Origin of the sequence: Jejuia pallidilutea (assembly GCF_002973595.1) — a bacterium.
GTDB lineage: Bacteria > Bacteroidota > Bacteroidia > Flavobacteriales > Flavobacteriaceae > Jejuia > Jejuia pallidilutea.
Window position 1 is genome coordinate 1 of the sequence record NZ_PVEO01000008.1, and the last position, 26,853, is coordinate 26,853.

The following is a 26,853-nucleotide window of genomic DNA, read 5'->3' on the forward strand; positions in this document are numbered from 1 at the left end:
AGGATGATTAGTAGGGACTAAATCATCATAACTTGGTGGCAATAGACTTAGCTGGTCTTGATGGTAGGTCTTAAAAACTACTTTTTTGCTCATCCCTAAAGTTAAAAACTAACTCTATCAATCGCAAAAAAAAAGCTGCCTTTTCAGACAGCCTCTTTTATTTTTTCTAAATGGCTTTGTTTGATGGCGTTACGTTTTGCAGTTTCGTTAACGTTTATGTGTAAGAATAGTTGCGGGATTGTATGCGAGGATTTTCCGAAGGAAAATCAGAAGCTAGCAAAGGAGCAACTAACTTTGGTTTAGCTAAAACTAGCAATTTTTTTATACGGTGTTGCCATTTCGTTGTTTTTTATTATTTAGAAATTAAGTCCGAATTCTGAGCTTTTTATTCTTCTAAATATTCCTTCAGTTCTTCTTTTAACTTATGATATGTTTTCAGTTTACGGGTTATAATGTCTTTTTCAGATAAAGCACTTCTCATTGAAATAGGACTGTCAAAATTATCAGATATTATTTCTATTGAGATTTTATCCTTTTCGTTTAATTTACTTTGAAACCAATTAGCCCTTTCTTTAGTATCAGAATTTAAACCTGCAATCGAGATATTCAATTCTTCTGATTCGTCATTTTCTCGTCTAATTGAATCTAAAATACAAGTCAATACTGAATTTTTATTTTCAAATCCCGCTCGACAGATTTTTTTGTCATTAATAGTAATTTGAAATCCAAATATTTTTTTCATTTTTTTTTTAGGTTGTGAGTGCGTTCCACCAATGAATGGCAACTTTCGCGGATATCTGTCGTTTTAATGACTTATATCCGACGTTAACGAAGATAGTTGAAAATTTCTACAAAGTCAAGTTGTTTTTTCTTTAAGAGCAGTCAATTCCGCAATTTTACAAATCACTTCAGTAGCTTTTATCATACTTTCTACAGGAACATATTCATAACGCCCATGAAAGTTATGGCCGCCAGCAAAAATATTAGGACATGGCAACCCCATATAACTTAATTGCGAGCCGTCTGTACCACCTCTAATAGCCTTAATTAGTGGCTCAATGTTTAGTTGTTTCATAGCTTCTTCTGCAATATCAACTATATGCATAACAGGCTCTATTTTTTCGCGCATGTTATAGTACTGATCTTTAATTTCAGTAGTAATTACTTCGCGTTCATATTGTGAATTCAGCTCGTTAGTTAGTTTTTGCATTACCTCTTTTCGGGCTTCAAAATGGCCTTTATCATGGTCTCTAATTATGTATTGTAGTTTGGTTTGTTCTACATCACCATTAATAGTATGTAAATGAAAAAAACCTTGATACTCTTCAGTATGCTCTGGAGTTTCAATTCTTGGTAAGGAATTAATAAATTCTGTAGCGATATACATAGAGTTTATCATTTTTCCTTTGGCATACCCAGGATGTACAATTTTGCCTTTTATTGTTACAACAGCACTAGCGGCATTAAAATTTTCATATTCTAATTCGCCTATTTGGCTTCCGTCCATAGTATAAGCCCAATCTGCTGCAAATTTCTCAACATCAAATTTATGAGCGCCCCTACCAATTTCTTCATCGGGCGTAAAGCCCACCCTTATTTTTCCGTGTTTAATTTCTGGGTGATTTATTAAATATTCCATAGCAGAAATAATCTCGCAAATACCAGCTTTATCATCGGCTCCAAGTAGCGTTGTACCATCTGTGGTAATTAAGGTTTGGCCTATATACTGTTTTAAATCCTCAAAATAGTCAGGTGATAAAATAATATTTTCTTCTTTATTTAAAACGATATCACCTCCATGATAATTTTCAATAATTTGAGGCTTTACGTTAGCTCCTGTAAAATCTGGTGAGGTATCAAAATGCGAAATAAAACCAATAGTTGGAACATTATACGATACATTGCTAGGTAGGGTTGCCATAATATAAGCATTATCATCTATTGTAACATCCTGCATGCCAATTGCCTTTAACTCTTCTGCTAGTTTATTGGCTAAATCCCATTGCTTTTTAGTACTTGGGGTGGTATCTGAATTTGGATCAGATTGAGTATCAATAGTAACGTAGCTAGTAAATCGTTTTATGATGTGTTCTTTTGAAATCATTTGGGAAATTTTTGTAATTCAGTAAGATAAATTAGTGCTATTTAGTGCCTCTAATTTACAATTATTAATCGAGAATATAGATGATAAGATGTTCCTCGATCTCAATTTTTTATTTACAACTTTTCCACCTATTTTTGCAAAAATAAAACTGATGTACAAAGCGCTCCTTCGCCCCCTTTTTTTTGCCTTCGACCCCGAAAAAATCCATCATTTTACTTTCGATTTAATAAAATTAACCTCTAAAATACCGGGTATCCCTGCACTTTACAGAAGTTTATATACAATTGAGGATAAACGCTTAGAGCGTGAAATTTTAGGACTTAAGTTTAAAAATCCTGTAGGTTTAGCAGCTGGTTTCGATAAAAATGCAGTATTGTATAATGAATTAGCAAATTTTGGCTTTGGCTTTATTGAAATAGGTACTGTTACTCCCAAAGGGCAGGAGGGAAATCCTAAAAAACGTTTATTTCGTTTAAAAGACGATAAAGGTATTATTAACCGAATGGGTTTTAATAATAAGGGATTAGAAGCTGCTATAGTTAAGCTTAAAAAGAATAAAGGCAGATTAATTATTGGTGGAAATATTGGTAAGAATACAACAACTAAGCCCGAAGATTACACTAAAGATTATTTAGAGTGTTTTAATGTATTACACCCGTTTGTAGATTATTTTGTATTGAACGTGAGTTGTCCAAATGTTGGAAGTCATGCTAAGTTAAATGATAAAGATTATTTAGAAGAATTAATTGGCGAAGTACAAACAGCAAATAAAACGTTTGATAAACAAAAGCCAATACTTTTAAAAATTGCACCAGATTTAAATAAAGGACAATTAGACGAAATTATAGCACTTGTAAAATCTACACATCTAGATGGCGTTATTGCTAGTAACACATCTATAGACAGAGCAGGTTTAAAGGCAACTCCAGAGCAATTAAAGGCTATAGGTAATGGAGGTTTAAGTGGGCAACCTATAAAAAATAAAAGTACTGAGGTTATAAAATACCTTTCTAGAAAAAGTAATAAAGCATTTCCAATAATTGGTGTGGGAGGCATACATTCTGCCGAAGATGCACTAGAAAAACTAAATGCGGGAGCAGATTTAATACAAATTTACACTGGATTTATCTATGAAGGGCCTAGTTTAATAAAACGTATTAATAAAGCGATTTTAAAAGCATAATCTTACTTTATAAACTGTTTTACTTTCACATTTTTACCATTTACTATGGTAACTAAATAAGAGCCGTGTGGTAATTTAGAAACATCAATTTGCTGGTTTTCTATCAAACTACCAGTTAAGAAAACTTGCCCTACAAGATTTGAGACCGTGAAATAATCGGTAGAATTTTTCTTTTTTGATGTTGCAACAATGTTTAAAATACCATTGGTAACCGGATTAGGGTATAATTTTAGTGTAGTAGCGTCTTCACTTTTTTGAGTAGCGGTATTTTCTTTTATACTAATGCCATCTATGGCAATATCGCCAGCCCAACCATCGCCACGAATGGCTCTAAAATGTATATTTATGGTTTGCCCATAAAACCGTGATAAGTTTACTAATTGCGGTATAAAATCATCAGTTTGTTCAGTTTGTTGTTCGCCAACTAATGCAGGAATAACATCGTAATAATAATTGTTGTCTGTCTCAATATCTACATGTAACTCTCCAATATTGTCACCAAACATATGGTAGTAAAATTCCAATTCGGCGTTTGTTGCATTGATATTGATACAAGGCGATACAAACTCAGCAATATCACCTGCTTTAGAACCAGAAGCTTCTGTATATATATATTTTCCAGAGCTTTTGTTACTAGTTTTGTCTAACATGGGACCGGTACTGTTAGAAACAGTTTCGCCAGAATTAACCAACCAATTAAACCCGTTGCCCGAAACATCTATAGCAGACCAACCGTTAGAACTAGCAAAATCAAATGTATCGAAATCTACGTTAAGGGATGCGTCTTCTTGTGTGCCTACTTTTATAATTTGCGAAAACGTTTTGCTTATGGTAGTAGCCAAACTTTCTTGGTGTTCTTCATTGTTTTTGTAACCGATACTTACCGTGGAAATAGTTAATGTTACATCGTAAATTCCTTCCGTGTAGGTATGTGTGGGATTTTGTTCGGTATAATCTATAATATTATCACCATCAACATCCCATTGCCATGATGTGGCGCCAACACTTAAATCCTTAAAGTTAACGGTTAATGTATTACCACACTCTTGAAAACTATCTGCAGTAAAATTAACATGTGCAGAAGGGCAGGATAAGTACTGTCTTGCAGATTTGTAAAACGCATAAATTCTTGCCAATTGCTGTTCGGAAAAATGAGATTTACAGCTAGAGCGAGAATAAGACATAATGTTTTTTGTGTCTGGCGCATAAAAATCGCCATTGGCATCTTTTAATTTGCCTGTATACTCACAGTCGTTATTTACGCAATTTGTGCTTAGGCCTGGGTCTGCAGGTGTATCACAAATCATATCGCCGTCTGTATCACAGTTAGAGCCATCAACCAATTCAGTAGTTAATTGGTGGTTGTCAGGACCATGGGTATGCATCAATGAGAAAAAATGACCAACTTCATGAGCCAGCGAACTCCCATTGGTGCCGCAGCTGTTATTCATAACAATAACATCAGAGCCTCCAAAAGTATTGGAGTAACCACATAAACTAACACCAGGTTTAACTTCAACATATTCAGTAAAATAAATATTTATAACACCAGGTATGTAGTTATGCTCTGTTAAATTGGGTTCATCAGATCTATTAAAACCATGATAATAATCGTCGTTGTTAATATAATTTACACCATCACAAAGAAAAAACTCTAGGAAAGCATCGGCATAAATTTCATTTAAATCATTAATGGCTTTATAAAGTTCGTTTAAGCTTAACCCTCCTTGTCCTGAGGAAGAACGAATAATATGTGCTTTTACAGGTATAGAATTTAAAGGCGTAGGTATAGTGTTTTTGTGAGTTCCCGTTTTTTTTGATTTTTCAGAAAGCGACATAAACTCGTTTTCATATAATTTGATGTCGTCTTGAAAACTTTGAAAATAAGATATTGATTCGTTAGTGATTTCAGTGCCGCAAAAATTGGAAGTATTTTGAGCATAAAAAGTAGTAGCCAACACAGTAAACAGCGCTGATACAAGCATTCTCAAATTTTGGCAAAACTTCATGGGGCATTTAGTTTAAATCAAATGTACCCCATGGTATTCGTTTTAGGTAATAAAAACGTTGTGTGTAAATTTTTTATCGATAATGTGTGGTTATCGCACTATTAGCTTTTGGGTTTTACTACTATCTTCTTCATTTTTAAGTTTTAAGAGGTAAATACCTGAAGTTAAATTTGATACATCAACCTCTAGATTGTTCGTAGTGTTGTTAACTATTATAGTTTTACTTAATTTGCCTAAAAGCGAGTAGATTTCTACACGTTTTAAATTGGTGTTTCTAATATTAGATATGGTAAATTTATCTGTTGTTGGATTTGGGAAAACTTCAATATTTTCAAATACATTCCTAACATCATTACTTAAAGTAGAAGAATTGTAAGTAAAGGTTACAGTGGCCATTCTGTTGCCATTTATTGGAGAACCGGTAACCATTGTAATTGGGGTTCTGGGGTTGGTTATCAAATTTCCAGATGTATAATCTGCACCAGAATCTGTACCAGCATCATATACAAAAACATCCATGGTAAATGTGTCTCTCCAACCATTATTTACAGCTGGATTTCCAGACCTTAAGTTTTCGCTATTAACAGCTATAAACCAATCGGGGCTAGGAGCTACCATAGATACTAAGGTAATTAGCGGGAAGTCTTCGTTAACAGAAACGCCGCTAATTGTTGCGGTACTGTTGTTGCCCGCAAACGGCGAAAAGCTTTGTTGTAAATATTTATCTGCATTTCCAGAAGTAATCATTGTGTTTACTTCGCTCATAAAATTAGAGGTGTTTCCAGTTTCAGCAATATTTTTTATACCGTTAGTTAAAGGAGCAGTAACGCCAAACTCCAAAATATCGTTTGGGTTTTTATGTGTAGCACCAGCTAAAGGAGACCAATGTGCATTTCCGGGAACTGAGGTGTGCTCGGTAGCATTCCAAATGGTTGTAATAGAAATATCGTAGTTAGCTTCACTTTGTGCAAAACCATAAGCACTAAAAAGCATAAGGGTAAGCATTGTAATTTTTTTCATGGTAGTGTTTTTTTTGATGGATTAATAGTTAATGTGTATGTCGATATTAAACAAGTGAACTTACAATCAGAAAAATAATAGTATTTTTAGCACTCTAAATTTTTTTAAAGTTATATGCTAAAACCTGTTAAAATAATTGAATGTCCGCGTGATGCAATGCAAGGCATAAAAACATTTATTCCTACTGAAAAAAAGGTGCAGTATATACAGTCGTTGTTAAGAGTAGGTTTCGATACTATAGATTTTGGAAGTTTTGTGTCGCCCAAGGCTATTCCTCAAATGGTAGATACATCAGCCGTTTTAGAGCAACTAGACTTAAGTAAGACAACGAGTAAGCTTTTGGCAATTATAGCAAACACAAGAGGCGCAAACGATGCAGCACAACATAAAACTATAAATTATTTGGGCTATCCGTTTTCAATTTCAGAAAATTTTCAGATGCGTAATACGCACAAAACCATAGCGCAATCTGTCGATATTCTTAAGGAAATATTAGAAATAGCAAATGGTGTAAACAAAGAAGTTGTGGTTTATATTTCCATGGGATTTGGTAATCCTTATGGAGATCCATGGAATGTAGATATAGTAGGCGAGTGGACCGAAAAATTGGCTAATATGGGCGTGAACATTTTATCGCTTAGCGATACCGTTGGAACCTCAGATCCAGAGAGTATAGATTATTTGTTTTCTAATTTAATCCCTAAGTATCCTAATATTGAATTTGGAGCCCATTTGCACACTACACCAACTACTTGGTTTGAAAAGGTTGATGCTGCATACAATGCAGGCTGCCATAGGTTTGATGGTGCCATACAAGGTTTTGGTGGTTGCCCAATGGCTAAAGATGAGTTAACAGGAAATATGCCAACCGAAAAATTACTATCCTATTTTACTTCAAAAGGAAATAATACCCTAAATGCATTAAGTTTTGAAAGTGCACATAACGAAGCCTCTAAGATTTTTAAATACTATCACTAACAAAAAAAGTACTGAGATTTCAGTACTTTTTCGTTAGGAAATTAAATTTGGAGGTTTTTTAAAATCTAAATTCTAAACCAGCATAAGCTCCAAATGGATGGCCAGGGCGTAAACCGGCTGGAACTCTAGAAACTGCGTAAGTTTCATCTAATAAGTTTATAACATTTCCAGTAAGGCTTACGTGTTTATTAAAGTGGTATTTTCCTGAAAAATCTAAGATAAAGTTTGAAACAACGCCGTTTTCATTAGTAATGTCTTCGGTACCTGCTAGAGTTCTAAATGCACCATTAAAACGTCCGTTTACAAATAATTCAAAAGATTTATGCTCTAACCCAATTGAGGTGTTAAATTGGTGTTTTGCAATGTATGGCAACTCATCGCCTTCGGTAACTTCTCCCCACAAGCCATCATCACTACCAAAACTATTTAAAAACTCTGTATCGGTGTAAGTGTACCCAAATGTAAGCGGTAAATTAAACCTGATATTTTTTTCTAATAAATTGTAATTTAAAAGTAACTCTATACCTTTTACAGCAACTTCACCAGCATTAAATTGGTCTAGCGAACCAGTACCGCCAGTAGCAGCTAAATCGCTTCCTAATAGGTTGCTGTAATCGTTGTAAAATGCAACTACATCACCTCTTATGCCCTTAAAGTTGAAACGAGAACCTAATTCGTAGTTAATACTTTCTTCAGATTCTTGGTCGGGTGAATTACCTGGGGGCGAGAAGCCTTTATGTACGCCACCATATAGAGAGGTGTAAGCGTTAAATTTATAGTTAAAACCTATTCCTGGAATAAAAATGTCTACTTTGTTCTCTCGCTCTGATATGTTTCTTCCTGTTCTATTTGGGTCGTCATTTCCGAAATCCTCTCTGTTTAAAACAATATTTTCATATCGAATACCAGGTGTTAGTGTTAATTTATTATATTTTAATTTATAAAGTATAGAACCAGCAAAAGCATTAGCGCTACTAATTCTATTGGCATCGCTTCCTGGGGCTCCATTTGAGGTAAGGTTCATTTCACCATTTACAATGTTATAACCATCTTTCCATTGATAGCGGTCTTCTTCATCATAATGGTAGCGCAAGCCAATTTCTAAATCATGAAATACATTAGTGCCAGACCAATGAAAATCTAGCTTTGTTTGAATGCCTTGCGCCTTGTACCTTCTATTATTAGCTTTTAAGATAAGTGCATCTGCATTAGAGTTTACACTGCCATTAACTACAGAAAAATGATTTGGATAAGTTTCAGGACTATCAACAACTGATGAAATACCAACTTTGTCACCATTAAAAACAACATCATTTAATTTATACCAATTTCTCGAAAATCCATTATAATACGCATCAGTGGTAATTCTAAAACGTTTTGAAAATTCAAGCTCATGGCTTACTGTAAATTGAATATGATCGTTGGTCATTTTATCATCTTGTGAAGAAGCATAACGACTAAATGGATTTGATGCAAAATCATCTTGTGACAATCCTAAATAGGTTTCGTTTGATACTTCATCGGAATATTGAAATTTAAAATTTACAGCTTGTTTTATTGTTGCATCTGGATTAGAATTCAATCTAAATTTAGCAACCACATCATTTTTATCAAAGCCAGTATTGCTGCCATCGGGTAAGTTTTTAAATCCGTCTGAATTGAAATTTAAAAACTCTATAGAATACCCTAAGTTTGTTCTGCTATCACCTATTTTAGCGTGTATCTGGCCAGTATTAAAACTTCCATAACTAGCTTTTAAAGCACCTTGAAATGTGTTTGGTATTTGGGTACTTACCAAATTTATTGCACCACCAGTAGTAAAAGGACCGTATTGTATTTGGCTACTACCTTTTAAAATTTCAACAGCTTGCATTCTCGCTACCGAAGGAAAGTAATAGGCCGCTGGAGCACTGTATGGTGCAGGTGCAATTAAGATACCATCTTCCATAATTGATATTTTTGCACTACGCTCTGGAGAGGTGCCTCTTAAACTTATATTTGGTCTTAAACCAAAACCATCTTCCTCGTATATATTTACCCCTGGCACTGATCTTAGTACACGATTAATATCTGTGTAATTAAATTTAGCTAGTTCTTCTGGAGAAATGTAGTAAGATGAACCTGTTCTGTTTTTTGCTTCGTATTTATTTCCAAAAATAACTTTGGTGCTAATAAGTACTTGGTCTAACTTTTGAATTGAATCTTTAGGTTTGTTTGCTTTTTCCTGAGCAAAGGTAATGCTGGCAAATAATAAAGCTAATAGTGTAGTTTTGATATTCATTTTATTTAGACTGATTAAAAATAATATTTCAATTTCGACTGCAAAAATAGAAATGAATTTTACTTTCACAAAGCTTATTTAGAATAAATAAAAATAAATTTCTTAATATGTTGAATCATAGTTTTTTACTAAAGTTAAATTTTACTGGTCTGGACATAATAATAGTGTATTTAGCGCCTCGTATATAAAAAAAGCGTAAATTTGCACGCAATTATAATCGTAATTGCAACATGACTGCACATCAAGACAAGATTTTAGGAGAAGGTTTAACATACGACGACGTTTTACTGGTTCCAGCCTTTTCAGAAGTTCTTCCAAGAGAAGTTAGTATACAATCTAAATTTACTCGTAATATAACCATTAATGTGCCTATTATTTCGGCAGCTATGGATACGGTTACTGAAAGTAAAATGGCCATAGCCATGGCGCAAGAAGGCGGTATTGGTGTACTACACAAAAACATGACGATTGAAGCACAGGCAATGAAAGTACGCCGTGTAAAACGTGCAGAAAGCGGAATGATTATAGATCCTGTAACCCTTCCGTTAACCGCTACTGTAGCCGATGCTAAACTCAATATGGCAGAGCATAGTATTGGCGGCATACCTATCGTTACAGAAGACGGCACTTTAAAAGGTATTGTAACTAATCGCGATTTACGTTTTGAACACGAAAACAAAAAGTCTATTGCAGAAGTAATGACTGGCGAAAAGCTAGTAACAGCACCAGTTGGTACTTCCTTAAAAGACGCCGAACTTATTCTTCAAGAACACAAAATTGAAAAATTATTAATTGTTGATGATAATTATAAGTTATCTGGATTAATAACATTTAGGGATATTACAAAGCTAAGTCAAAAACCAAATGCAAATAAAGATGAATACGGACGTTTACGTGTAGCTGCCGCCATAGGAGTAACTGGAGACGCTGTAGATAGAGCAGAGGCCTTAGTGAATGCTGGGGTAGATGCAGTGGTAATTGATACCGCACATGGGCATACCAAAGGCGTGGTTAGTGTTTTAAAAGATATAAAAAATAAATTTCCACAACTAGATGTTATTGTTGGTAATATAGCAACAGGTGCAGCAGCAAAATATTTGGTAGAAGCAGGTGCAGATGCTGTTAAGGTTGGTATTGGTCCTGGTTCAATTTGTACAACACGAGTTGTTGCAGGTGTAGGTTTTCCTCAATTTTCGGCAGTATTAGAAGTAGCAGCAGCTATTAAAGGTAGTGGTGTTCCTGTTATTGCAGATGGTGGTATTCGTTATACAGGCGACATACCTAAGGCCATAGCTGCAGGAGCAGATACGGTAATGTTGGGTTCGCTTTTGGCAGGAACCAAAGAATCTCCAGGTGAAACTATTATTTACGAAGGGCGTAAGTTTAAGTCTTACCGTGGTATGGGCTCGGTAGAAGCAATGAAACAAGGTAGTAAAGATCGTTACTTTCAAGATGTGGAAGACGATATTAAAAAACTAGTACCGGAAGGTATCGTTGGGCGTGTGCCTTACAAAGGGGAGTTGAACGAAAGCATTCACCAATTTATTGGAGGTTTACGAGCAGGAATGGGCTATTGTGGCGCTAAAGATATTGCTGCACTTCAACAAAGAGGTCAGTTTGTAAAAATAACATCAAGCGGTATTAACGAAAGTCATCCGCACGATGTTACCATTACAAAGGAATCTCCAAATTATTCAAGGTAATATGTTGTATTGGTAATTACAGTTCTAATGTTGTAATTATAGCGTATTATTTTTTAAGGTATATGCTATAAAATCTTCCTTAAACGCACGACCAATAGGCAATTTATGTTTGTTGGATAAGCTTACGGTGTTTCTCGTAAATTTTTCTATTTTTCTGGTATTTACAATATAAGATTTATGAATTCTTATAAATTGATTTTTAGGTAAAACTTCTAACCAGTGCCTTAAGGGTTCGCTAGATAGGTATTTCTTTTTTTCGGTTATTATCTCAGTATAATCTGCATCAGATTTTATAAATGAAATACTATTGATAATTATTTTAATATGTTCAAAGCCAGATTTTATAAACAACTCCTTGGGTGGTTTATTTAAAGTCTTGTTCGGTAAAACTTTATGTACTGCTTTTAAAAAGCGCTCATAAGAAAAGGGTTTTAATAAATAATCTGTAACATTTAATTCATAACTTTCAATGGCATATTCCGAAAATGCTGTTGTTAAAATAATATGAGGTGCATTGGGCAATGCTTTTAAAAAGTCTATACCAGATATTTTGGGTAAGTTTATATCTAGAAATATAAGATTTACAGGTTCAGATTTTAAAAAAATCATAGCTTCTAAAGCATCAGGAAAAATAGCTACCAAGCTTAAGGTATCTGTATTTTCTATATATTTTTTTAAAATACGCTGCGCAGGTGGTTGGTCCTCAATTACAATACAAACCATAATTAGGGGGTTTTGTGTAGGGTTAGCGTTAAACTCACTTCGTAATCTACGTCAGATTGTTTTATATCCAATCTGTAATTGTTTTTGTATAATAAATCCAGCCGTTTCTTTACGTTTTTCAATCCAATGCCATGTGTTAAATCGTCTTGTGTACTACCTGTAGGTTTGTAATTATTCTTGCAATTAAAAATTAAAATATTGTCCCGCATATTAATATTAACATCAATTTTAATGTTTTTAGATTGTGATGTTTGGCTATGTTTAAAAGCATTTTCTATAAAAACTACCAAAATAAGTGGGGCAATTTTATACTCTGGATTTATATGTTTTGATGAAAACTCAATAACCCCACGATTTTCAATCTGTAACTTGTTCAACTCAGTAAAGTTCTTTAGGTGTTCAATTTCTTTTGTAAGGGGAACATACTTTGCTTTACATTCATAAAGCATATATCGTAATACAGAACTCAACTCTAATATTATAGAGGGCGTTTTTGGAGATTGCTCTATGGCATAAGAGTATAGGTTATTTAAATTATTGAATAAAAAATGAGGGTTTATTTGAGATTTTAAAAACTGAAGCTCGCTTTCTTTAACAAGGGTAGACAGCTTTTCAACTTGTTTCTTGTTTTTTATAGCGTCCCACGTAAATTTAAAACCAGATAAAACAGCTACTGTAGGTAGAATTTCTACTAACGTAAAAAACACACCAGGAAAGGATTTAGAGCGCCTGCTATCTGCAAAAAATATTTGTTCCAGTACAAATTCTTCATTTATAATGGCTAAGGCCAAAACTAAAAATAGCATTAAGAAGAATATGGAATATTTCTCTTTGTAAAAAAACTTTGGAAACAAAAAATAATTAATAATACCAGCGGTTACGGCACTATTTAAAAAGAAAACAAAACGATTTAATTCTAGTGCATTATCGTTTCTATTATATGCATAAAATAAAAACACCAGAATATGTAGGACAATTTGAAACGCAATTTCCTGCCATGTAGTTAACAATGTTTTGTTACGTAGTGTCATTTTTTATAAATGTACAATATAAAGCATAATCACTAAAAAAGATTACCGTAAACAACATAAACAGCACTGTAAACGTACATTTTTAATTATAATTTGTCGATTAGTGGGCACCTTTTGTTGTTTACAGAATTTTGTTTAAGGTTAAACAAATAAACACTTACTTAGCAAAAAAAATATGTGCTAAAATGAAAGTGTTCAGAACTATTAATTTCAGTCTTTTATGTTTTTTGTGTTTCGTTAGTTTAAAGGGATTATCGCAGGAAGTTACAATAAGTGGTACAGTTGTAGAAGAGGTTTCTGGTCAGCCATTGGCCTACGCAACCGTGGTAATTGCAGATAAAGCAACAAAACAATCTATTACTGGAGCAATGACTTTAGAAGACGGTACTTTTAAGGTAACTACCGAAGCTTCAAATTTTTTCATAGAAGTTAGCTTTATTGGCTTTCAAACCAAGACAATTACAACGTATAGTATTAATAACGAAAATGTAGATTTAGGTATAATTACACTTACTGAAGATGCAGAACAGTTAGGAGAGGTTTTGGTAGAGGCCGAAGTGTCATCATCTCAATTTAAGCTAGATAAACGTGTATTTAATATAGGTAAAGACTTGAGTAGTACGGGTGCTAGTGCTTTAGAGGTTTTAAATAATGTGCCGTCTGTAAATGTAGATATTGAAGGTGCTATAAGTTTACGGGGAAGTACGGGGGTACAGGTTTTAATTAATGGCAAACCGTCTATTTTAACTGAAGACGGTGGTGCTTTGGGCAGTATTACTGCCGATATGATAGATAGAATTGAAGTAATTACAAACCCTTCTGCTAAATATGATGCTGAAGGTACATCTGGAATTATAAACATAGTGATAAAAAAAGACGAACGTAAAGGCATTAACGGTGCATTTAGCTTAAATACCGGTATACCAGACAATAATAGTTTTGGTTTAAGTTTAAATAAACGCTCTGAAAAGTTTAATTTATTTACCCAACTTGGTTTTGGAAGAAGGGTGTATCCCCGAGATTCTGAAAATATAAATGAAGACTTAGATACAGGTACATCTATTGTGAGCGTAGGTGAGGATTTAAGAGTTGAAAAATTCTATAATATTACCTTAGGTACAGACTATTATATAAATCCTACAAGCGTAATAACATTATCTGGAAATTTTGCTTACGAAATAGAAGATCAACCATCAGATATTAATTTTAAAGCTATTGATGCGAGTAATAATGTAACGTCTGAGTGGAACCGTTCTGAAACTACAGAAGCAACAAACCCAAAATGGCAATACGAATTAGTTTATAAGAAGGATTTTGCGGATCATGAAGACCATGATTTATTGTTAAGTGCTACAGGAAACTCTTTTGGGAAAGACTTAGAATCGTTATTTCAAGATACTACAATCTCTGGAACAGATAGAGATAATACCCAAAACACTAGAACAGATTACTCTGATAATACCTATACCTTTAAGCTAGATTATACTAAACCGTTTTCTGAGATTTGGACTATGGAAACAGGCGCGCAATACGTAATTAACGATATTGGTAATGATTTTGAAGTTCAAAATTTAGTAGATGGCGTTTTTGAAACAGATTTGGGATTAACCAATAATTTTGAGTTCGACCAAAAAGTATTGGGCGCTTATTTAATTGGAGGATACGAATATGAAAAATGGGGCGTAAAAGGTGGATTACGATTAGAACAAACCGATTTAACTACCACACTTGTAACCACAAACGAATCTAACAACCAAAACTATACTAATTTGTTTCCTAGTATTCATACGTCCTACAAGTTATCTAACGCTATATCGTTACAAGCAGGCTATTCAGCACGAATAAACAGGCCAGGGATGCGCGAGTTGAATCCGTTTTTTAATATTCGTAACAATTTTAATATTCGCCAAGGTAACCCAAACCTTAAGCCAGAGTTTACAGATTCTTATGAGCTTACCAGCATCTTTGATATTGGAAAAACCGATTTAAATTTTGGTATTTTTCACCGCTTTACTACAGATGTTATAGAACGTATTTCGGTATTTGAGGATAACGTTAATATTAGTATGCCAGAAAATATAGGAACTAATAGCACTATAGGTGTTGAGTTTAATACAAAGTATAGTCCTGCCAAATGGTTAACATTTAATGTTGATTTTAATTATAATCAATTTAATAGAAAGGGAACGTTTGAGGCTACTATTTTTGACTTTAATGGTGATGAATGGAGTTCTAAACTTATGGCAAAATTTAAGCTGCCAGCAGATATAGATTTAGAAGCGGTAGGAAATCACAGATCAAGAGTTAAAACCGTACAAGGTATAAGAAGTGCTAATACCTTTTTAGATATTGGTGTTCGTAAAAAAATCCTTAAAGATAAAGGCGTTATTAATTTGAGCATACGAGATGTATTTAAATCTAGGTTTTTTGAGAATTTTATTGCACAAGGCAACTCAGAAGCTTACAGTTGGAGCAGGCGTGGACGTTTTGTAGCTATTGGATTTAGTTATGGCTTTGGTAAGGGAGAAGCCATGGAGTATTCTGGAGGAAAACGCCGATAATGCTTTACATTTTATGAAAAGAAATAGAATCGTTTACCAAAAGGTGCCATGTATCTACCATTCCCGCATTAACTTCAAGTACGTATTTGGCAGGCCCACCAGAAGGTAGTGATGTTTCATCAAAAGGTTTTGCGTTTTTTTGAAAACTAATAACGGTTTTATTTGCATTTATATAAACAAGATCTAAAGGAATTCTTGTATTCTTCATAAAGAAAAAGCGTTCGCGTTCATCTTCAAAAATAAAGAGCATGCCTTGGGAGTTTTTCATGCCATTGCGATACATTAGTCCTGTTTCTATATCATAATCGGTATCTGCAATTTCAATATCTAATTTTACTTTAAGCGAATCGGTTTCAGCATTAAAAATTAATAATTCCCCTTCTTTTGTAAAGTTAACCTCGGTTTGTTTTACTTGCTGCTTTTCTTCTTTACAAGATATTAAAACGGTTTGCAATACAACAACTACTAAAAAAAGAAAATTTCTAAACCCTCTCATTTTTAACGCACAGGAGTTTTGGGTTTGTATTTAAACATAAAATACAGCCCTAATATTACAAAAGGAATGCTTAACCATTGGCCAGTGTTTAAGGCCCAGGTTGCTCTATCGTCTACTTGAGCTTCTTTAACAAATTCTACAAAGAACCTAACCGTCCATAGCAATGCTAAAAACAACCCAAAAATAAATCCTGTTTGGTCTCTTTTTGGGGTTTTAGAGTAGAAATACCACAATATTAAGAATACAAAAATATAGCAGAACGACTCGTATAACTGTGCTGGATGCCTGTATGGTACTGCTTCCAATAATCCTGTATTATTGGCAATGGCAGCATAGGCAGCTTGTACATCTTTAATTCCTGTTATTCTTACGGCTTCATATTTATTGTAATAGTCTTGAATAAAACGTACGCCTAAAGGAAAATCACCAGAGGCTTTTCCAATAATTTCAGAATTTATAAAATTACCTATACGTACAAAAACAGCACCAGAAGCTACTGGAATAACCAATCGGTCTAAAATCCAAAGTAAGGATTTATAGTTATATTTTTTTCGGTACAAATACATGCCGATAATAATACCTATGGCAGCGCCATGACTTGCCAATCCTTGAAATCCGGTAAATTCTATACCATCTTTAAAGCTAAAGGGAAGAAATATGCTGAAAAAATCTTGTTTTATTAGTTCTGATTGATAAAAAAGTACGTGTCCTAATCGCGCACCTAACATAGTTGATAATACTACGTAAATAAACATGGGGTCTAGATATTCTAGCTTAACTTTTTCTTTGGTATAAATACGTTTCATGATATACCAACCCAAAATAAAAGCAATAACCCACATAAGACTGTAAAAGTGGAGTTTAAAATTACCAACGATATCTATTCCTGTAATGGGGTTCCAATCAAATTTTAATGCGTACATAACTATTATTTTACAGCGTAAATATAAAGGTTTAACTACACTTATGTGTTAAAGTTTTGTTTAGCTATTTAGCCAAACTCAAGATTTCAACCTCAAAAATGAGATTGGTTTTAGGTGGTATGCCACGGTTACCTGCTTCTCCATACCCTAAGTGATAAGGAATAAATAGAGTAGCCTTATCGCCAACGTTTAGTTGTTGCAACCCTTCTTTAAATCCCGCAATCATAGCGGCATCAGGACTTAAGTCGGCTTTTATAGGTTTATAAGCATTAGCTGCTTTTTTTCTATCGTTAACAGCACCTAAAGTTTCGGCTAGTTTTAAGTTGCTAGTGTCTAGTAAGGTGCCATCTTCTAAAAATAAAGCATAATGCGTCATTGCTTTAGAGAATACTTTAAGTGGCTCGCCATTCCCTTTTTTTGATATAAAATATTTTAAACCAGATTCTAATTCTATAGCTTTTTCTTTTTGCTTAACGTGTTTGTTCTTGGTTTCTGTTTTAATTTTTTCTTTTTTCGCCTTTACGGCTTTTTCTCGCTTTTCTCTTTCAGCAAAATGATTTTCAAACACCTTGGGTGCATCAAATTTTTTAGCCTCACTACCTTTTCTAATAATATGTAATTGTTGAAGTACAATGCTATCTAATGGTTTGTCTTCTGCATTGGTTTTAACGTTCGAAATAGAATCTTGTACATCTAGACCTATTACCAATTCGCCAAAAACAGTATATCTGTTATCCAAGTCTGGTCGCGGTACTTCGGTAATGTAAAACTGACTTCCATTAGAGTTTGCTCCTGGATTTGCCATTGCTAAAATGCCAGGTTTATTGTGCTTTAAATCGGGATGAAATTCATCCATAAACCTATACCCAGGGTTGCCATTACCTGTTCCTAATGGATCTCCACCTTGAATCATAAACCCATTAATTACCCTATGGAAAATAGTGCCATCATAGAGTTTTTTGCCTTTGTAATTTTCGTCTACAAGCGTATTGGTGCCTTCTGCCAACGAAATAAAATTTGCTGAGGTTACTGGAGCTTTTTTGTAGTGTAATTTTGCAACCATTTTACCTTTTGTGGTATTAAATTCTGCATAAATACCATCCTCCAGTTCTGGGTACTGCGATTTACAACCAAACAGCAATAGCACGACAATCATAGGCAAGCTAAAAGATACAATTCTCAATCGCCACATGTTAGTTATCTTGTGTTTTGGTAATTGAGTTTACTGTAACTTCGGCAATTAAAGGTACATTGGTGCCAATTTTATTCTCATCGCCATAGTAGCCATAAGCTATTTGCGACGGAAACAAAAATGTTACGGTTTCACCGGGTCTCATTAATTTTAAACCTTCGCGTAACCCTGTAAAAAGTTCCTGTTTGTCCATGGCATAATCCAAATCTTTAAAGGCGTCTTCGGGGTAAATTAAATTGCCCTTTAAGTCTTTTAAATTATAAGAATAGTTTACAATGTCTCCATAATTTGGTGTAGTAGCAGTATCTTCTGTTGTTTTGGTATTGTAAAAGTACCAAAATCCATTTTCAGAGGCTATATATGCATTATTTTTATTTGCATCCATAATCTCTTGTATTAATGCTTGTTCTTTGGCATTAAGTTTTTTGTTACGAGCTACAGATTCATCTATAAAAGAACCTGTTTTTACCGAAATTGGTTTGCGAGCTTCTGGTGTTTTACAAGAAAAACAGAGCAGCAGCATAATAATTAAAAACAAAGGCTTATTCATAATTTAGGGCATCTTTATATTGAGGCAATATACTAAGAAATTTTTCAACAGTGGTGTTAAGCGAGGTTTCACTGCGCCCACCTGCCGCATTATTGTGACCACCACCGTTAAAATGCGCCCTAGAAAATTCGTTTACGGAAAACGCCCCTTTGGAACGTAATGAAATTTTTATAATACCTTCTTGTTTGTCTTCAATAAAAATAGCTGCAAAAATAATATTGTCTAAAGAAAGTGCGTAGTTTACAATCCCTTCGGTATCTCCTTTTTTATAATCGAATTTTCTAAGCTCGTTTTGAGATAGTGTTATGTAAGCTGTTCTTAACTCTGGTAATACTTTTAAATTTGTTAACGCGCAACCCAATAATTGTAAACGGTTATAGCTATTGGTGTCGTATACATTATTGTGCACATCGTCATTTTTAGCGCCTTTGTCAATTAAATTTGCAACAATACGGTGGGTGGTGCTGGTTGTAGACGAAAATCTAAACGAACCAGTATCTGTCATAATCCCCAAATACAAGCAGGTTGCAATATGGGCATCAATCTTATCGGTATCTTCTAGCATATCTATGAAATGATATATCATTTCGCAGGTAGAACTCATGCTAACATCGCTGTAACAATAGGTGGCATAATCATCGGGTTCTTGGTGGTGGTCTATTAAAATTTTTATGGCTTTAGAGTTTTCAAGAACAGATTCCATTTGCCCAGTACGATGAAAGGCATTAAAATCTAATGTAAAGATAATGTCGGCATTATCAATAGCTTTATTGCTGTCTTCGGTATTAGCATCGTATTTAATAATAGTATCTTCCCCAGGCACCCATTTTAAAAAATCTGGATAATCATTTGGGGTAATTACTTGTGCGTTATGGCTGTACTTTTTAAGATAATGGTACAGCCCTAAGGTAGAACCAATTGCATCGCCATCTGGATTTTTATGAGGAACGATAACTATGTTTTTGGGTGTGCTTAATAATTGCTTAATTGCAGAAATGTTGTCTTTATTCATAGGGCACGAAGATACAATTTTTTAAAATTGATTAAACTTGCTTTTTATTGAAAATGCGTTACTTTTGCGGCAAATAAAAAATGAAATGGCAACAAACAGAACATTTACAATGCTTAAACCAGATGCAGTTGAAAAAGGGCATATTGGTGCAATATTAGAAAAAATTACAGCTTCAGGGTTTAGAATTGTAGCTATGAAGTTAACGCAGATGACAAAGGCAGATGCCGAAACGTTTTATGCAATACACAACGAGCGTCCGTTTTTTCCAGAATTAGTAGCGTATATGACTCGCGGCCCAATAGTGGCAGCAATTTTGGAAAAAGACAATGCAGTTGAAGATTTTAGAACATTAATAGGCGCTACAAATCCTGCTGATGCAGCCGAAGGCACCATTAGAAAAATGTACGCTGCTTCTATAAGCGAAAACGCAGTACATGGAAGTGATAGTAATGATAATGCAGCTATTGAAGGTGCATTTCATTTCTCAGGAAGAGAGCAATTTTAATTAGTAAGTATAGTTCTTCTGAAAGTATATGTGTAGCCTTGTGGTTATGCTGTTAATAAACAAAAAACCCGAGACATCGTCTCGGGTTTTTACGTTTAAAAAAGTGAAATAATATATATTAAATTACTTTTACGTTTACTGCGTTTAAACCTTTTCTACCTTCCTGAAGATCAAACTCAACGTTATCGCCTTCGCGAATCTCATCAATTAATCCAGAAATGTGAACAAAATGTTCTTTGTTTGAACCTTCTTCGATAATGAATCCAAATCCTTTTGAATCGTTGAAGAACTTTACTGTTCCTGTACTCATGTTAAAAATATTAAAATTAATTATTATGTGTTGTGCAAACTTAGTGCCAAATAATTTTTAAAAATCGAGCATTAAGAAATTTGCACCCAAAAGATAAGAAATAAAAAAAGTCTGCCAAATAAATTAGCAGACTTTCCATTTTGTAATTGTTAAAGTATATATCTTTTAGATTACTTTTACGTTTACGGCGTTTAATCCTTTTCTACCTTCTTGTAGATCGAATTCAACTGCATCACCTTCACGAATTTCATCGATAAGTCCTGAAATGTGTACGAAATGTTCTTTGTTGTTGTCATCTTCAACGATAAATCCAAAACCTTTAGAGTCGTTGAAAAATTTTACGGTACCTTTACTCATTGTAATATGTATTAAATATAATTAAGCAGCAAAGGTAGGTTAAATAACAATAGGTTGTTGGTTTTAAACGATTTATTTATAATAAATTAATATTTGTAACTATCTCAAAACCAATTTTTTAATAATTTCTTTCCCTAATTCCTCATTTAGCATGTCTATTATTTTTTGTTTGCCGTAGCTTAATTCCTCCCTTAAAACGCTAGAATTAAGTTGTATATACAATGTCTCGCGTTCTAACTTAACAGAAGTAGTATAATTGTTAACACCATTACCCATAAGTTTTGCCCATGCTTCGGCTGCATTAACTTTGTTAAGGCCTTTTTCTAGTCTGTTGGTTTCCACAAACTCCTTTAGTGCGTCCTTAATACTTAAATGTTCGTTATTGCGTTTGGGCATGGTAGTAAAATTATTAAAGATGTAAAAGTATTAAAATATTTGGGCGTTACCACAAGGGTTGGGTTTTATTCATGCATTTCTATTTTAAATTATTGAATTCATGAACATAAATGTTTCGCTATATTTTTTTAATAAGTTATTGCGCTATTGTTATTGCGAACGCAGTGAAGCAATCTCCTTATTAGAAGTAGATTACTTCGTGGTACCTCCTTGTAATGACGCCGAATTTGTAAGAAACTATTAAAAAGAATGCCGCTACAATCCCTAACCTTTAGTTTGCATTTAATATAAAAGTTATCTTTCTTCAAAAGAAAACAGAGGTGAACTATATCCCTAGCTAAGTATAGGCTTAGTTACGTTTTTTAAACACTAATTATAGCAAATAAATCACAGATAGAAAGTCTGTGAGGATTTTCAGTAGTAGACGGGAACAAGCAACTACTTATATTCATTGTTGGCGGTAGTAATTATAATTTTTCAAATTCTAATCTCATAATTTTCATTGAAATAATCTTTCCGTTCTTATTTCGTATGAATTGAATTGGGTAGTTGGGAATACTAAATAAATTTTTAGATAATGCTTCCAATTCAACGTTATATGCTCCTTTTCCGTAATGAAAGTGCAATTTACCATCTTCAAATTTAATTTCTTTAGTTACTTGTAAGCTCTTATTTAAATAAATGCCTGCAAGTTCTTTTAATTCTAATTCTGTATGCTTGTAAGGTTCAAGTTCTTTGAACAACCAAGGTTTTTCATTTTCGTTTGCATAAAACTTGTATTGTTTGTTATTGGTTTTAACATCAAATTCCATAATTATTCCGTCCATCAAAAACTTTTGATTACCAATTGGCTCTAATTTCCCTATTTCTTCTCCATTTGCCGTTGTTAGTACTAATATTTTTTTCTTTAGTTTTATTATTCCAGTTTTTATATCTTCATATTCATTACCAAGAAAGATGTAATTCCCCTCATATTTTTTAAGGGCATCATTAGTCAGTTTAATAATTACATTTTCTTTCTTTTGATTATTGTTAACTTGCTTGTTATTTGGAATATATAAATCTACTAGTTGAAAAAAGCGTTCTTCGAAATCTTCTTCAAAAGTGTTTTGTGTAGTAAAAAAGGCCATATCTAAATCTGGAAAATATAAGTATTTTGAAACGAACCCGCCCATAATCATACCATCAAATCCCATGGCGTTATAACCGTTATGTGTTTCAAATTCAACGCCTAACCCAAAGTCGATTACAGTTCCATCATTTAGTTTTGCTTTGGTTTGCATTTTTTTCCACAATTTGGGTGTACCAATAGTGGCATTTCGAATGCCTTGATGCCATTTAAACATATCTCTCGCAGTAGTCATAATTTGACCATCACCATTGTAAATGGCAGAGTGCAAATGCATTTTGTAATAAGCCCCATCATCTTCAATATATCCTATAGCTCTATTTTTTATTATGTCATACGTTCTGTTTTTCTTAATCGTATTTTCCATTTTTAATGGCGAAAAAATATGGTCTTGCAGAAACGCTGTAAAAGATTTTTCTGATACTTTTTCAATAATATTAGCAAGCAAGATGTAGTTTGCGTTTGTATATTCAAAATATTCACCTGGTTTAAAGTTGAGTTCTTTTAAATTTACTATGATATTGCTAACTCTTGATTGCGTAAGTAAGTCATTAAAAGATAAATCTGCTAAATAAAAGTATGGGTCAACTTCAGGTATCCCGCTTGTTTGATTTAACAATTGTTCTATTGTTGGGTCACCCTTTTTATACCGGGGAAGATTATCGATGTATTTGTAAGCAGGCTCTTCAATGGATAATTTTCCTTCATTTTCTAATAACAAAATGGCTGCTGCCGTAAATTGCTTAGCAATTGAACCAATATCGAATACGGTTTCATTTGTTATTGGAACATTATAATCAAGATTTGCAATACCATATTGTTTTTCAAGTATAATTTCATCTCCTTTAAATACAGCTATTGAAAATCCGGGTTGATTACTGTTTACTTGATATAGACTATCTATCTTTGAATCAATATTTTGAGAAGTTGCTAATTTTGGAATTAGAAGTAAAAAGATTATGAGTATTTTAAACTGTTTTTTATTCATAAATTTTGTTTTTCTTTCTCTAAAGACTCATTTAAGTTCTCATTGTTACAGTTGAGTGAGTTTATTATGGCTAATATAGCAGATATGCGTCGTTTGAATGACTTATGCCCAACGTTAAACGAAATTAGCTGAAATTTTATACATAATTAAACAATAATGCGTAAAAAACACTACTTAAATCCCGATTTAAGTAGTGCGTCACAATTTAAAAATCTCATAAGATTGATGCACTTGTTTTACAGCTTGTTCGGTTCTGTCAGCATGTGTATCGCTTATAAATAATTGTCCAAAATTCTCATCATCTACAAGTTTAATAATTTGCGCTACACGTTGTTCGTCCAGCTTATCAAAAATATCATCCAATAATAAAATAGGGTTAACGCCACTTTGCGACTTTATAAAATCAAATTGCGCCAATTTCAAAGCAATTAAAAACGATTTTTGTTGGCCTTGGCTTCCAAATTTCTTTATTGGGTGCTCTTCAATATTAAACACTAAATCGTCTTTGTGTATGCCAACGTTGGTGTATTGTAGCGCCTTATCCTTGTTAATATTTGCTTTTAATAAGGTAAGTAAATTAGCTTCGTATAAGTGGCTTTCGTAAACCAAATCTACCTGTTCGTTACCATTGCTAATAGCTTCGTACCTGCTTTTAAAAATAGGAATAAAGGCCTTTAAAAATGCATCTCGTTTTTCGTAAATTACAGTGCCATAATCCGTAAGTTGTTCGTTGTAAACCTCTAAGGTATCTGCATTAAAGGTGTGGTTAAGCGCAAAATATTTTAATAGGGCATTGCGTTGCGCCAATACTTTATTGTAGTTAATTAATAGCGATAAGTAACTTTTATCGCTTTGCGAAATTACACTATCTATAAACTTACGCCGGGTACTGCTGCCCTCAATTATTAAATCTCTATCGGCAGGGGAAATTATCACCAAGGGTAAAAAACCTATGTGTTCACTAAACTTTTCGTAAGCTTTACCGTTACGTTTAATTACTTTTTTTTGGCCACGTTTTAAACTTATCACAATTTTTTCGGGCTTATCTTCCTTTTCATAGTCGCCATTCACTACAAAAAAATCTTCATTGTGCTTAATATTTTGAAGCGCTACGGGGTTAAAATAACTTTTGCCAAACGATAAATGGTAAATGGCATCTAAAATATTGGTTTTTCCCACACCATTATTACCAACAAAACAATTAATCTTTTCGTTGAAATTAAAGGACCTACTTTCAAAATTTTTATAATTAACTAACGAGAGCGATTTTAAAATCATGCAGTTTGTACTTAAAGCGTGTTAAAGATGAGTTTAATTCAAAAATATAGCAAAAAGAAGTGCAAATTATTGAAAAATAACAAATAAATAGCCTTTTAAATCAGAAGAAAAATTATATTTTTGCGCGATATTAATTTTGAAGATATGGCAACTTACAATAAAAGAGGATACAAACCAAAAACTAAAGCTGAGAAAGAGCAAAACATTGAGGAAGGCTCAACAACGGCAGAAGTTTTTAATACGCTAGATGAAACCGCTTCTAAAACCGAAGCGTTTGTAGCTAAAAACCAAAAATATATTTTTATAATAGTTGGTCTTGTAGCTGCCGCGGTATTAGGCTCTTTAGCGTATAAAGAATATGTAGCAAAACCTAAGCAACTTAATGCGATGAACGATATGTTTCAAGCGCAAAAGTACTTTAATGAGGCTGTAAACGGTGTTGCTAAAGATTCTTTGTTCAACTTGGCACTCAACGGAGGCGAAGGTAAGTTTGGAATGTTGGATATTATAGATGAATACAGCGGTACACCTGCAGCAAATTTGGCAAATTACTACGCTGGTACTGCCTATTTAAGATTAAAAGATTACAAGAATGCAATAGCCTATTTAAGTGAATTTGAAAGTGACGACGAAGTATTGGCGCCTTTGGCCAAAGGCAATATAGGTGACGCTTTTGTACAGTTAGACCAACCAAAAGATGCACTAGAATACTACGAAAAAGCTATTGCTTTACGCGATAACGGTTACACTACACCTATGTACCTATACAAAGCAGGTGCACTAGCCCTAGATTTAGGGCAGCCAGACAAGGCGTTAGGATATTTTAAAAGAATAAAAGAAGATTATCCTGATGCTACCGAAGCTGCAACTGTTGACGTATTTATAGGAAAAGCGCAGGTGTTGGCAAATAAATAAATTCTTATTTTATGGCAACCGAAAATAAAAACTTATCAGAATACGATAAAGCTACAATCCCAAACGCGAGTAAATTTCGGTTTGGGATTGTTGTTTCTGAGTGGAACGAGAAAATAACCGAAGGACTTTATAAAGGGGCTTACAATGCACTAATTGAAAATGGTGTTGCACCCTCAAATATTATTCGTTGGAATGTTCCTGGAAGTTTCGAGTTGGTTTATGGTTGCAAAAAAATGCAAGAACAAATGGTTAATGCTGTAATTGCCATTGGTAGTGTAGTACAAGGCGAAACCAAACATTTCGATTTTGTTTGCGAAGGGGTTACGCAAGGCATAAAAGATTTGAATGTAATGCGAGAAACGCCTGTAATTTTCTGCGTACTTACCGATAATACTATGCAACAGGCCATAGACCGTTCTGGTGGAAAACATGGTAATAAGGGCACTGAAGCTGGTATAGCTGCCATAAAAATGGCAGAACTACGAAAAAATAGCTAATTTAAAATTACAAAAAGTAAAAATCAAAAATTCTAAAGCAACTCTTAATTAAATAGGTTGTATTTTTGGATTTACTTTTTTTAGTATTGTGATTTTCTAGACATTTTGTTAACAATTTTTAGCAGTTCGCTTCAGTAATTCTAGCCTTTTTTAAGTATTTTTGAGGTATAAGCATAACAACTTGTTTAAGCAACGAAAACATAAAACTTTTAATTATAAACCTCGGTTTTCAGAAAACGATAGAGAACAAGAGTTAGAGGAAGATACCAAAGCATTTGCCTCCAAGTGGCGTAGGGAAAATGCGAAAAATGGCTCAAAAATTAAAGGCGGTATGTCTATGCGCTTTTTAATTTTGGCTTTGGTACTATTATTGATTTGCATGTACATATTAGAAAAAAAGTACATGTAATCTTTAAAAGTTAGAACTCATGGGAATATTAAAAACGAGAAAAAATAAAAAGTACAGTTATACACCACGTTACTACAAAGGTGATGCAAATCCTTATGAAATAAAGCATAAGTTTGATGAACACCGTGTTACCGTGGGCAATAATAATGGTATAAAATCTAAATTTGTTAATGCAATAAACGATTATAAAACCAACGAAAACAAAGAAGCTAATCGCCGTGTGTTAATTATTGTTGCAATTTTGGTTGCAGTATTTTTATTTATCATTGGTTTCGATTTATCTATTTTCTTTTCATAATATTT

The 26,853-nt window shown here is 33.6% G+C and carries 26 protein-coding genes; 9 read left to right on the plus strand and 17 right to left on the minus strand.

The genetic code is table 11. The features are described from left to right. Positions 1 to 385: 385 nt before the first annotated feature. Entirely contained in the window at positions 386 to 742 is a 357-nt protein-coding gene (locus CLV33_RS13050; protein ID WP_146109743.1) for a hypothetical protein, read from the minus strand. A 114-nt stretch (positions 743 to 856) separates the two neighbouring features. Next, on the minus strand, positions 857 to 2,104 hold the full coding sequence (gene pepT / locus CLV33_RS13055; protein ID WP_105474299.1) for a peptidase T: 1,248 nt from the start codon (positions 2,102 to 2,104) through the stop codon (positions 857 to 859). 151 nt (positions 2,105 to 2,255) lie between these two features. Here pepT and CLV33_RS13060 point away from each other — a divergent pair, with 151 nt between their 5' ends. After that, positions 2,256 to 3,287 (plus strand): quinone-dependent dihydroorotate dehydrogenase, encoded by a 1,032-nt coding sequence (locus tag CLV33_RS13060; protein ID WP_105474390.1) that lies wholly within the window; start codon positions 2,256 to 2,258, stop codon positions 3,285 to 3,287. Between the two features lie 2 nt (positions 3,288 to 3,289). Here the strand turns inward: CLV33_RS13060 and CLV33_RS13065 are convergent, their stop codons facing one another. Both CLV33_RS13065 and CLV33_RS13070 read right to left on the minus strand, forming a co-directional pair. Then, positions 3,290 to 5,272, minus strand: coding sequence for a T9SS type A sorting domain-containing protein (locus tag CLV33_RS13065; protein WP_170064021.1), 1,983 nt, complete (start codon positions 5,270 to 5,272; stop codon positions 3,290 to 3,292). Between the two features lie 114 nt (positions 5,273 to 5,386). Beyond that, positions 5,387 to 6,316, minus strand: a complete 930-nt coding sequence (locus tag CLV33_RS13070) for a T9SS type A sorting domain-containing protein (protein ID WP_105474301.1) — start codon at positions 6,314 to 6,316, stop codon at positions 5,387 to 5,389. Positions 6,317 to 6,430: 114 nt separating this feature from the next. Between CLV33_RS13070 and CLV33_RS13075 the strand changes: the two genes are divergently transcribed. After that, positions 6,431 to 7,294, plus strand: a complete 864-nt coding sequence (locus CLV33_RS13075; protein WP_105474302.1) for a hydroxymethylglutaryl-CoA lyase — start codon at positions 6,431 to 6,433, stop codon at positions 7,292 to 7,294. A 58-nt stretch (positions 7,295 to 7,352) separates the two neighbouring features. On the opposite strand, the gene CLV33_RS13080 is transcribed toward CLV33_RS13075, so the two are convergent. After that, entirely contained in the window at positions 7,353 to 9,575 is a 2,223-nt protein-coding gene (locus tag CLV33_RS13080) for a TonB-dependent receptor family protein (protein ID WP_105474303.1), read from the minus strand. Between the two features lie 230 nt (positions 9,576 to 9,805). On the opposite strand from CLV33_RS13080, the gene guaB reads away from it, so the two are divergent. Next, positions 9,806 to 11,278 carry an IMP dehydrogenase gene (gene guaB / locus CLV33_RS13085; RefSeq protein WP_105474304.1) on the plus strand — a complete coding sequence of 491 codons (1,473 nt, stop codon included), beginning with the start codon at positions 9,806 to 9,808 and terminating at the stop codon, positions 11,276 to 11,278. Between the two features lie 36 nt (positions 11,279 to 11,314). On the opposite strand, the gene CLV33_RS13090 is transcribed toward guaB, so the two are convergent. Together CLV33_RS13090 and CLV33_RS13095 are read right to left on the minus strand one after the other, a co-directional pair. After that, positions 11,315 to 12,001: a LytR/AlgR family response regulator transcription factor gene (locus CLV33_RS13090; RefSeq protein ID WP_211297567.1), complete on the minus strand. Its 687-nt coding sequence runs from the start codon at positions 11,999 to 12,001 to the stop codon at positions 11,315 to 11,317. Positions 12,002 to 12,003: 2 nt separating this feature from the next. Beyond that, positions 12,004 to 13,032 carry a sensor histidine kinase gene (locus CLV33_RS13095; protein WP_042242675.1) on the minus strand — a complete coding sequence of 343 codons (1,029 nt, stop codon included), beginning with the start codon at positions 13,030 to 13,032 and terminating at the stop codon, positions 12,004 to 12,006. Between the two features lie 185 nt (positions 13,033 to 13,217). Between CLV33_RS13095 and CLV33_RS13100 the strand changes: the two genes are divergently transcribed. Continuing rightward, the gene (locus CLV33_RS13100; RefSeq protein WP_105474391.1) at positions 13,218 to 15,593 is read left to right on the plus strand and encodes an outer membrane beta-barrel family protein; all 2,376 of its coding nucleotides are present in this window, start codon (positions 13,218 to 13,220) and stop codon (positions 15,591 to 15,593) included. 4 nt (positions 15,594 to 15,597) lie between these two features. On the opposite strand, the gene CLV33_RS13105 is transcribed toward CLV33_RS13100, so the two are convergent. The 5 genes from CLV33_RS13105 to CLV33_RS13125 form a co-directional block, all read right to left on the minus strand. After that, positions 15,598 to 16,089: a DUF192 domain-containing protein gene (locus tag CLV33_RS13105; protein WP_105474306.1), complete on the minus strand. Its 492-nt coding sequence runs from the start codon at positions 16,087 to 16,089 to the stop codon at positions 15,598 to 15,600. A gap of 2 nt (positions 16,090 to 16,091) precedes the next feature. Further along, positions 16,092 to 17,012, minus strand: coding sequence for a prolipoprotein diacylglyceryl transferase (gene lgt / locus CLV33_RS13110; protein ID WP_105474307.1), 921 nt, complete (start codon positions 17,010 to 17,012; stop codon positions 16,092 to 16,094). A 64-nt stretch (positions 17,013 to 17,076) separates the two neighbouring features. Next, on the minus strand, positions 17,077 to 18,204 hold the full coding sequence (locus CLV33_RS13115; protein ID WP_105474308.1) for a peptidylprolyl isomerase: 1,128 nt from the start codon (positions 18,202 to 18,204) through the stop codon (positions 17,077 to 17,079). Between the two features lies 1 nt (position 18,205). Beyond that, positions 18,206 to 18,754, minus strand: a complete 549-nt coding sequence (gene gldI / locus CLV33_RS13120) for a gliding motility-associated peptidyl-prolyl isomerase GldI (RefSeq protein WP_105474309.1) — start codon at positions 18,752 to 18,754, stop codon at positions 18,206 to 18,208. Continuing rightward, positions 18,747 to 19,766, minus strand: a complete 1,020-nt coding sequence (locus CLV33_RS13125) for a DHH family phosphoesterase (RefSeq protein WP_105474310.1) — start codon at positions 19,764 to 19,766, stop codon at positions 18,747 to 18,749. The genes gldI and CLV33_RS13125 overlap by 8 nt, the downstream gene beginning before the upstream one ends. Before the next feature lie 85 nt (positions 19,767 to 19,851). Between CLV33_RS13125 and CLV33_RS13130 the strand changes: the two genes are divergently transcribed. Further along, positions 19,852 to 20,271: a nucleoside-diphosphate kinase gene (locus CLV33_RS13130; protein WP_105474311.1), complete on the plus strand. Its 420-nt coding sequence runs from the start codon at positions 19,852 to 19,854 to the stop codon at positions 20,269 to 20,271. Between the two features lie 118 nt (positions 20,272 to 20,389). Here the strand turns inward: CLV33_RS13130 and CLV33_RS13135 are convergent, their stop codons facing one another. The 5 genes from CLV33_RS13135 to recF all read right to left on the minus strand — a co-directional run bounded on the left by CLV33_RS13135 (position 20,390) and on the right by recF (position 24,729). After that, complete coding sequence (locus CLV33_RS13135) at positions 20,390 to 20,581, minus strand: cold-shock protein (protein WP_042242685.1); 192 nt, start codon at positions 20,579 to 20,581, stop codon at positions 20,390 to 20,392. Positions 20,582 to 20,746: 165 nt separating this feature from the next. Beyond that, the gene (locus CLV33_RS13140; RefSeq protein WP_042242688.1) at positions 20,747 to 20,938 is read right to left on the minus strand and encodes a cold-shock protein; all 192 of its coding nucleotides are present in this window, start codon (positions 20,936 to 20,938) and stop codon (positions 20,747 to 20,749) included. 99 nt (positions 20,939 to 21,037) lie between these two features. Beyond that, entirely contained in the window at positions 21,038 to 21,334 is a 297-nt protein-coding gene (locus CLV33_RS13145; RefSeq protein WP_105474312.1) for a DUF721 domain-containing protein, read from the minus strand. 467 nt (positions 21,335 to 21,801) lie between these two features. Beyond that, a complete protein-coding gene (locus CLV33_RS13150; RefSeq protein ID WP_105474313.1) occupies positions 21,802 to 23,451 on the minus strand; it encodes a serine hydrolase domain-containing protein in 1,650 nt (549 codons plus the stop codon). A gap of 198 nt (positions 23,452 to 23,649) precedes the next feature. Further along, on the minus strand, positions 23,650 to 24,729 hold the full coding sequence (gene recF / locus CLV33_RS13155) for a DNA replication/repair protein RecF (protein WP_042242693.1): 1,080 nt from the start codon (positions 24,727 to 24,729) through the stop codon (positions 23,650 to 23,652). A gap of 144 nt (positions 24,730 to 24,873) precedes the next feature. Between recF and CLV33_RS13160 the strand changes: the two genes are divergently transcribed. The 4 genes from CLV33_RS13160 to CLV33_RS13175 all read left to right on the plus strand — a co-directional run bounded on the left by CLV33_RS13160 (position 24,874) and on the right by CLV33_RS13175 (position 26,848). Further along, on the plus strand, positions 24,874 to 25,644 hold the full coding sequence (locus tag CLV33_RS13160; protein WP_042247913.1) for a tetratricopeptide repeat protein: 771 nt from the start codon (positions 24,874 to 24,876) through the stop codon (positions 25,642 to 25,644). Positions 25,645 to 25,655: 11 nt separating this feature from the next. Further along, positions 25,656 to 26,141: a 6,7-dimethyl-8-ribityllumazine synthase gene (gene ribH, locus CLV33_RS13165; protein ID WP_105474314.1), complete on the plus strand. Its 486-nt coding sequence runs from the start codon at positions 25,656 to 25,658 to the stop codon at positions 26,139 to 26,141. 181 nt (positions 26,142 to 26,322) lie between these two features. Next, complete coding sequence (locus CLV33_RS13170) at positions 26,323 to 26,550, plus strand: hypothetical protein (RefSeq protein ID WP_042242698.1); 228 nt, start codon at positions 26,323 to 26,325, stop codon at positions 26,548 to 26,550. Positions 26,551 to 26,569: 19 nt separating this feature from the next. Beyond that, complete coding sequence (locus CLV33_RS13175; RefSeq protein ID WP_042242701.1) at positions 26,570 to 26,848, plus strand: hypothetical protein; 279 nt, start codon at positions 26,570 to 26,572, stop codon at positions 26,846 to 26,848. Positions 26,849 to 26,853: the final 5 nt, after the last annotated feature.

Coding starts and splice junctions, on each gene's coding strand:
- CLV33_RS13050 (WP_146109743.1), bottom strand. CDS start 742: ATGAAAAAAATATTTGGATTTCAAATTACTATTAATGACAAAAAAATC.
- pepT (WP_105474299.1), bottom strand. CDS start 2,104: ATGATTTCAAAAGAACACATCATAAAACGATTTACTAGCTACGTTACT.
- CLV33_RS13060 (WP_105474390.1), top strand. CDS start 2,256: ATGTACAAAGCGCTCCTTCGCCCCCTTTTTTTTGCCTTCGACCCCGAA.
- CLV33_RS13065 (WP_170064021.1), bottom strand. CDS start 5,272: ATGCTTGTATCAGCGCTGTTTACTGTGTTGGCTACTACTTTTTATGCT.
- CLV33_RS13070 (WP_105474301.1), bottom strand. CDS start 6,316: ATGAAAAAAATTACAATGCTTACCCTTATGCTTTTTAGTGCTTATGGT.
- CLV33_RS13075 (WP_105474302.1), top strand. CDS start 6,431: ATGCTAAAACCTGTTAAAATAATTGAATGTCCGCGTGATGCAATGCAA.
- CLV33_RS13080 (WP_105474303.1), bottom strand. CDS start 9,575: ATGAATATCAAAACTACACTATTAGCTTTATTATTTGCCAGCATTACC.
- guaB (WP_105474304.1), top strand. CDS start 9,806: ATGACTGCACATCAAGACAAGATTTTAGGAGAAGGTTTAACATACGAC.
- CLV33_RS13090 (WP_211297567.1), bottom strand. CDS start 12,001: ATGGTTTGTATTGTAATTGAGGACCAACCACCTGCGCAGCGTATTTTA.
- CLV33_RS13095 (WP_042242675.1), bottom strand. CDS start 13,032: ATGACACTACGTAACAAAACATTGTTAACTACATGGCAGGAAATTGCG.
- CLV33_RS13100 (WP_105474391.1), top strand. CDS start 13,218: ATGAAAGTGTTCAGAACTATTAATTTCAGTCTTTTATGTTTTTTGTGT.
- CLV33_RS13105 (WP_105474306.1), bottom strand. CDS start 16,089: ATGAGAGGGTTTAGAAATTTTCTTTTTTTAGTAGTTGTTGTATTGCAA.
- lgt (WP_105474307.1), bottom strand. CDS start 17,012: ATGTACGCATTAAAATTTGATTGGAACCCCATTACAGGAATAGATATC.
- CLV33_RS13115 (WP_105474308.1), bottom strand. CDS start 18,204: ATGTGGCGATTGAGAATTGTATCTTTTAGCTTGCCTATGATTGTCGTG.
- gldI (WP_105474309.1), bottom strand. CDS start 18,754: ATGAATAAGCCTTTGTTTTTAATTATTATGCTGCTGCTCTGTTTTTCT.
- CLV33_RS13125 (WP_105474310.1), bottom strand. CDS start 19,766: ATGAATAAAGACAACATTTCTGCAATTAAGCAATTATTAAGCACACCC.
- CLV33_RS13130 (WP_105474311.1), top strand. CDS start 19,852: ATGGCAACAAACAGAACATTTACAATGCTTAAACCAGATGCAGTTGAA.
- CLV33_RS13135 (WP_042242685.1), bottom strand. CDS start 20,581: ATGAGTACAGGAACAGTAAAGTTCTTCAACGATTCAAAAGGATTTGGA.
- CLV33_RS13140 (WP_042242688.1), bottom strand. CDS start 20,938: ATGAGTAAAGGTACCGTAAAATTTTTCAACGACTCTAAAGGTTTTGGA.
- CLV33_RS13145 (WP_105474312.1), bottom strand. CDS start 21,334: ATGCCCAAACGCAATAACGAACATTTAAGTATTAAGGACGCACTAAAG.
- CLV33_RS13150 (WP_105474313.1), bottom strand. CDS start 23,451: ATGAATAAAAAACAGTTTAAAATACTCATAATCTTTTTACTTCTAATT.
- recF (WP_042242693.1), bottom strand. CDS start 24,729: ATGATTTTAAAATCGCTCTCGTTAGTTAATTATAAAAATTTTGAAAGT.
- CLV33_RS13160 (WP_042247913.1), top strand. CDS start 24,874: ATGGCAACTTACAATAAAAGAGGATACAAACCAAAAACTAAAGCTGAG.
- ribH (WP_105474314.1), top strand. CDS start 25,656: ATGGCAACCGAAAATAAAAACTTATCAGAATACGATAAAGCTACAATC.
- CLV33_RS13175 (WP_042242701.1), top strand. CDS start 26,570: ATGGGAATATTAAAAACGAGAAAAAATAAAAAGTACAGTTATACACCA.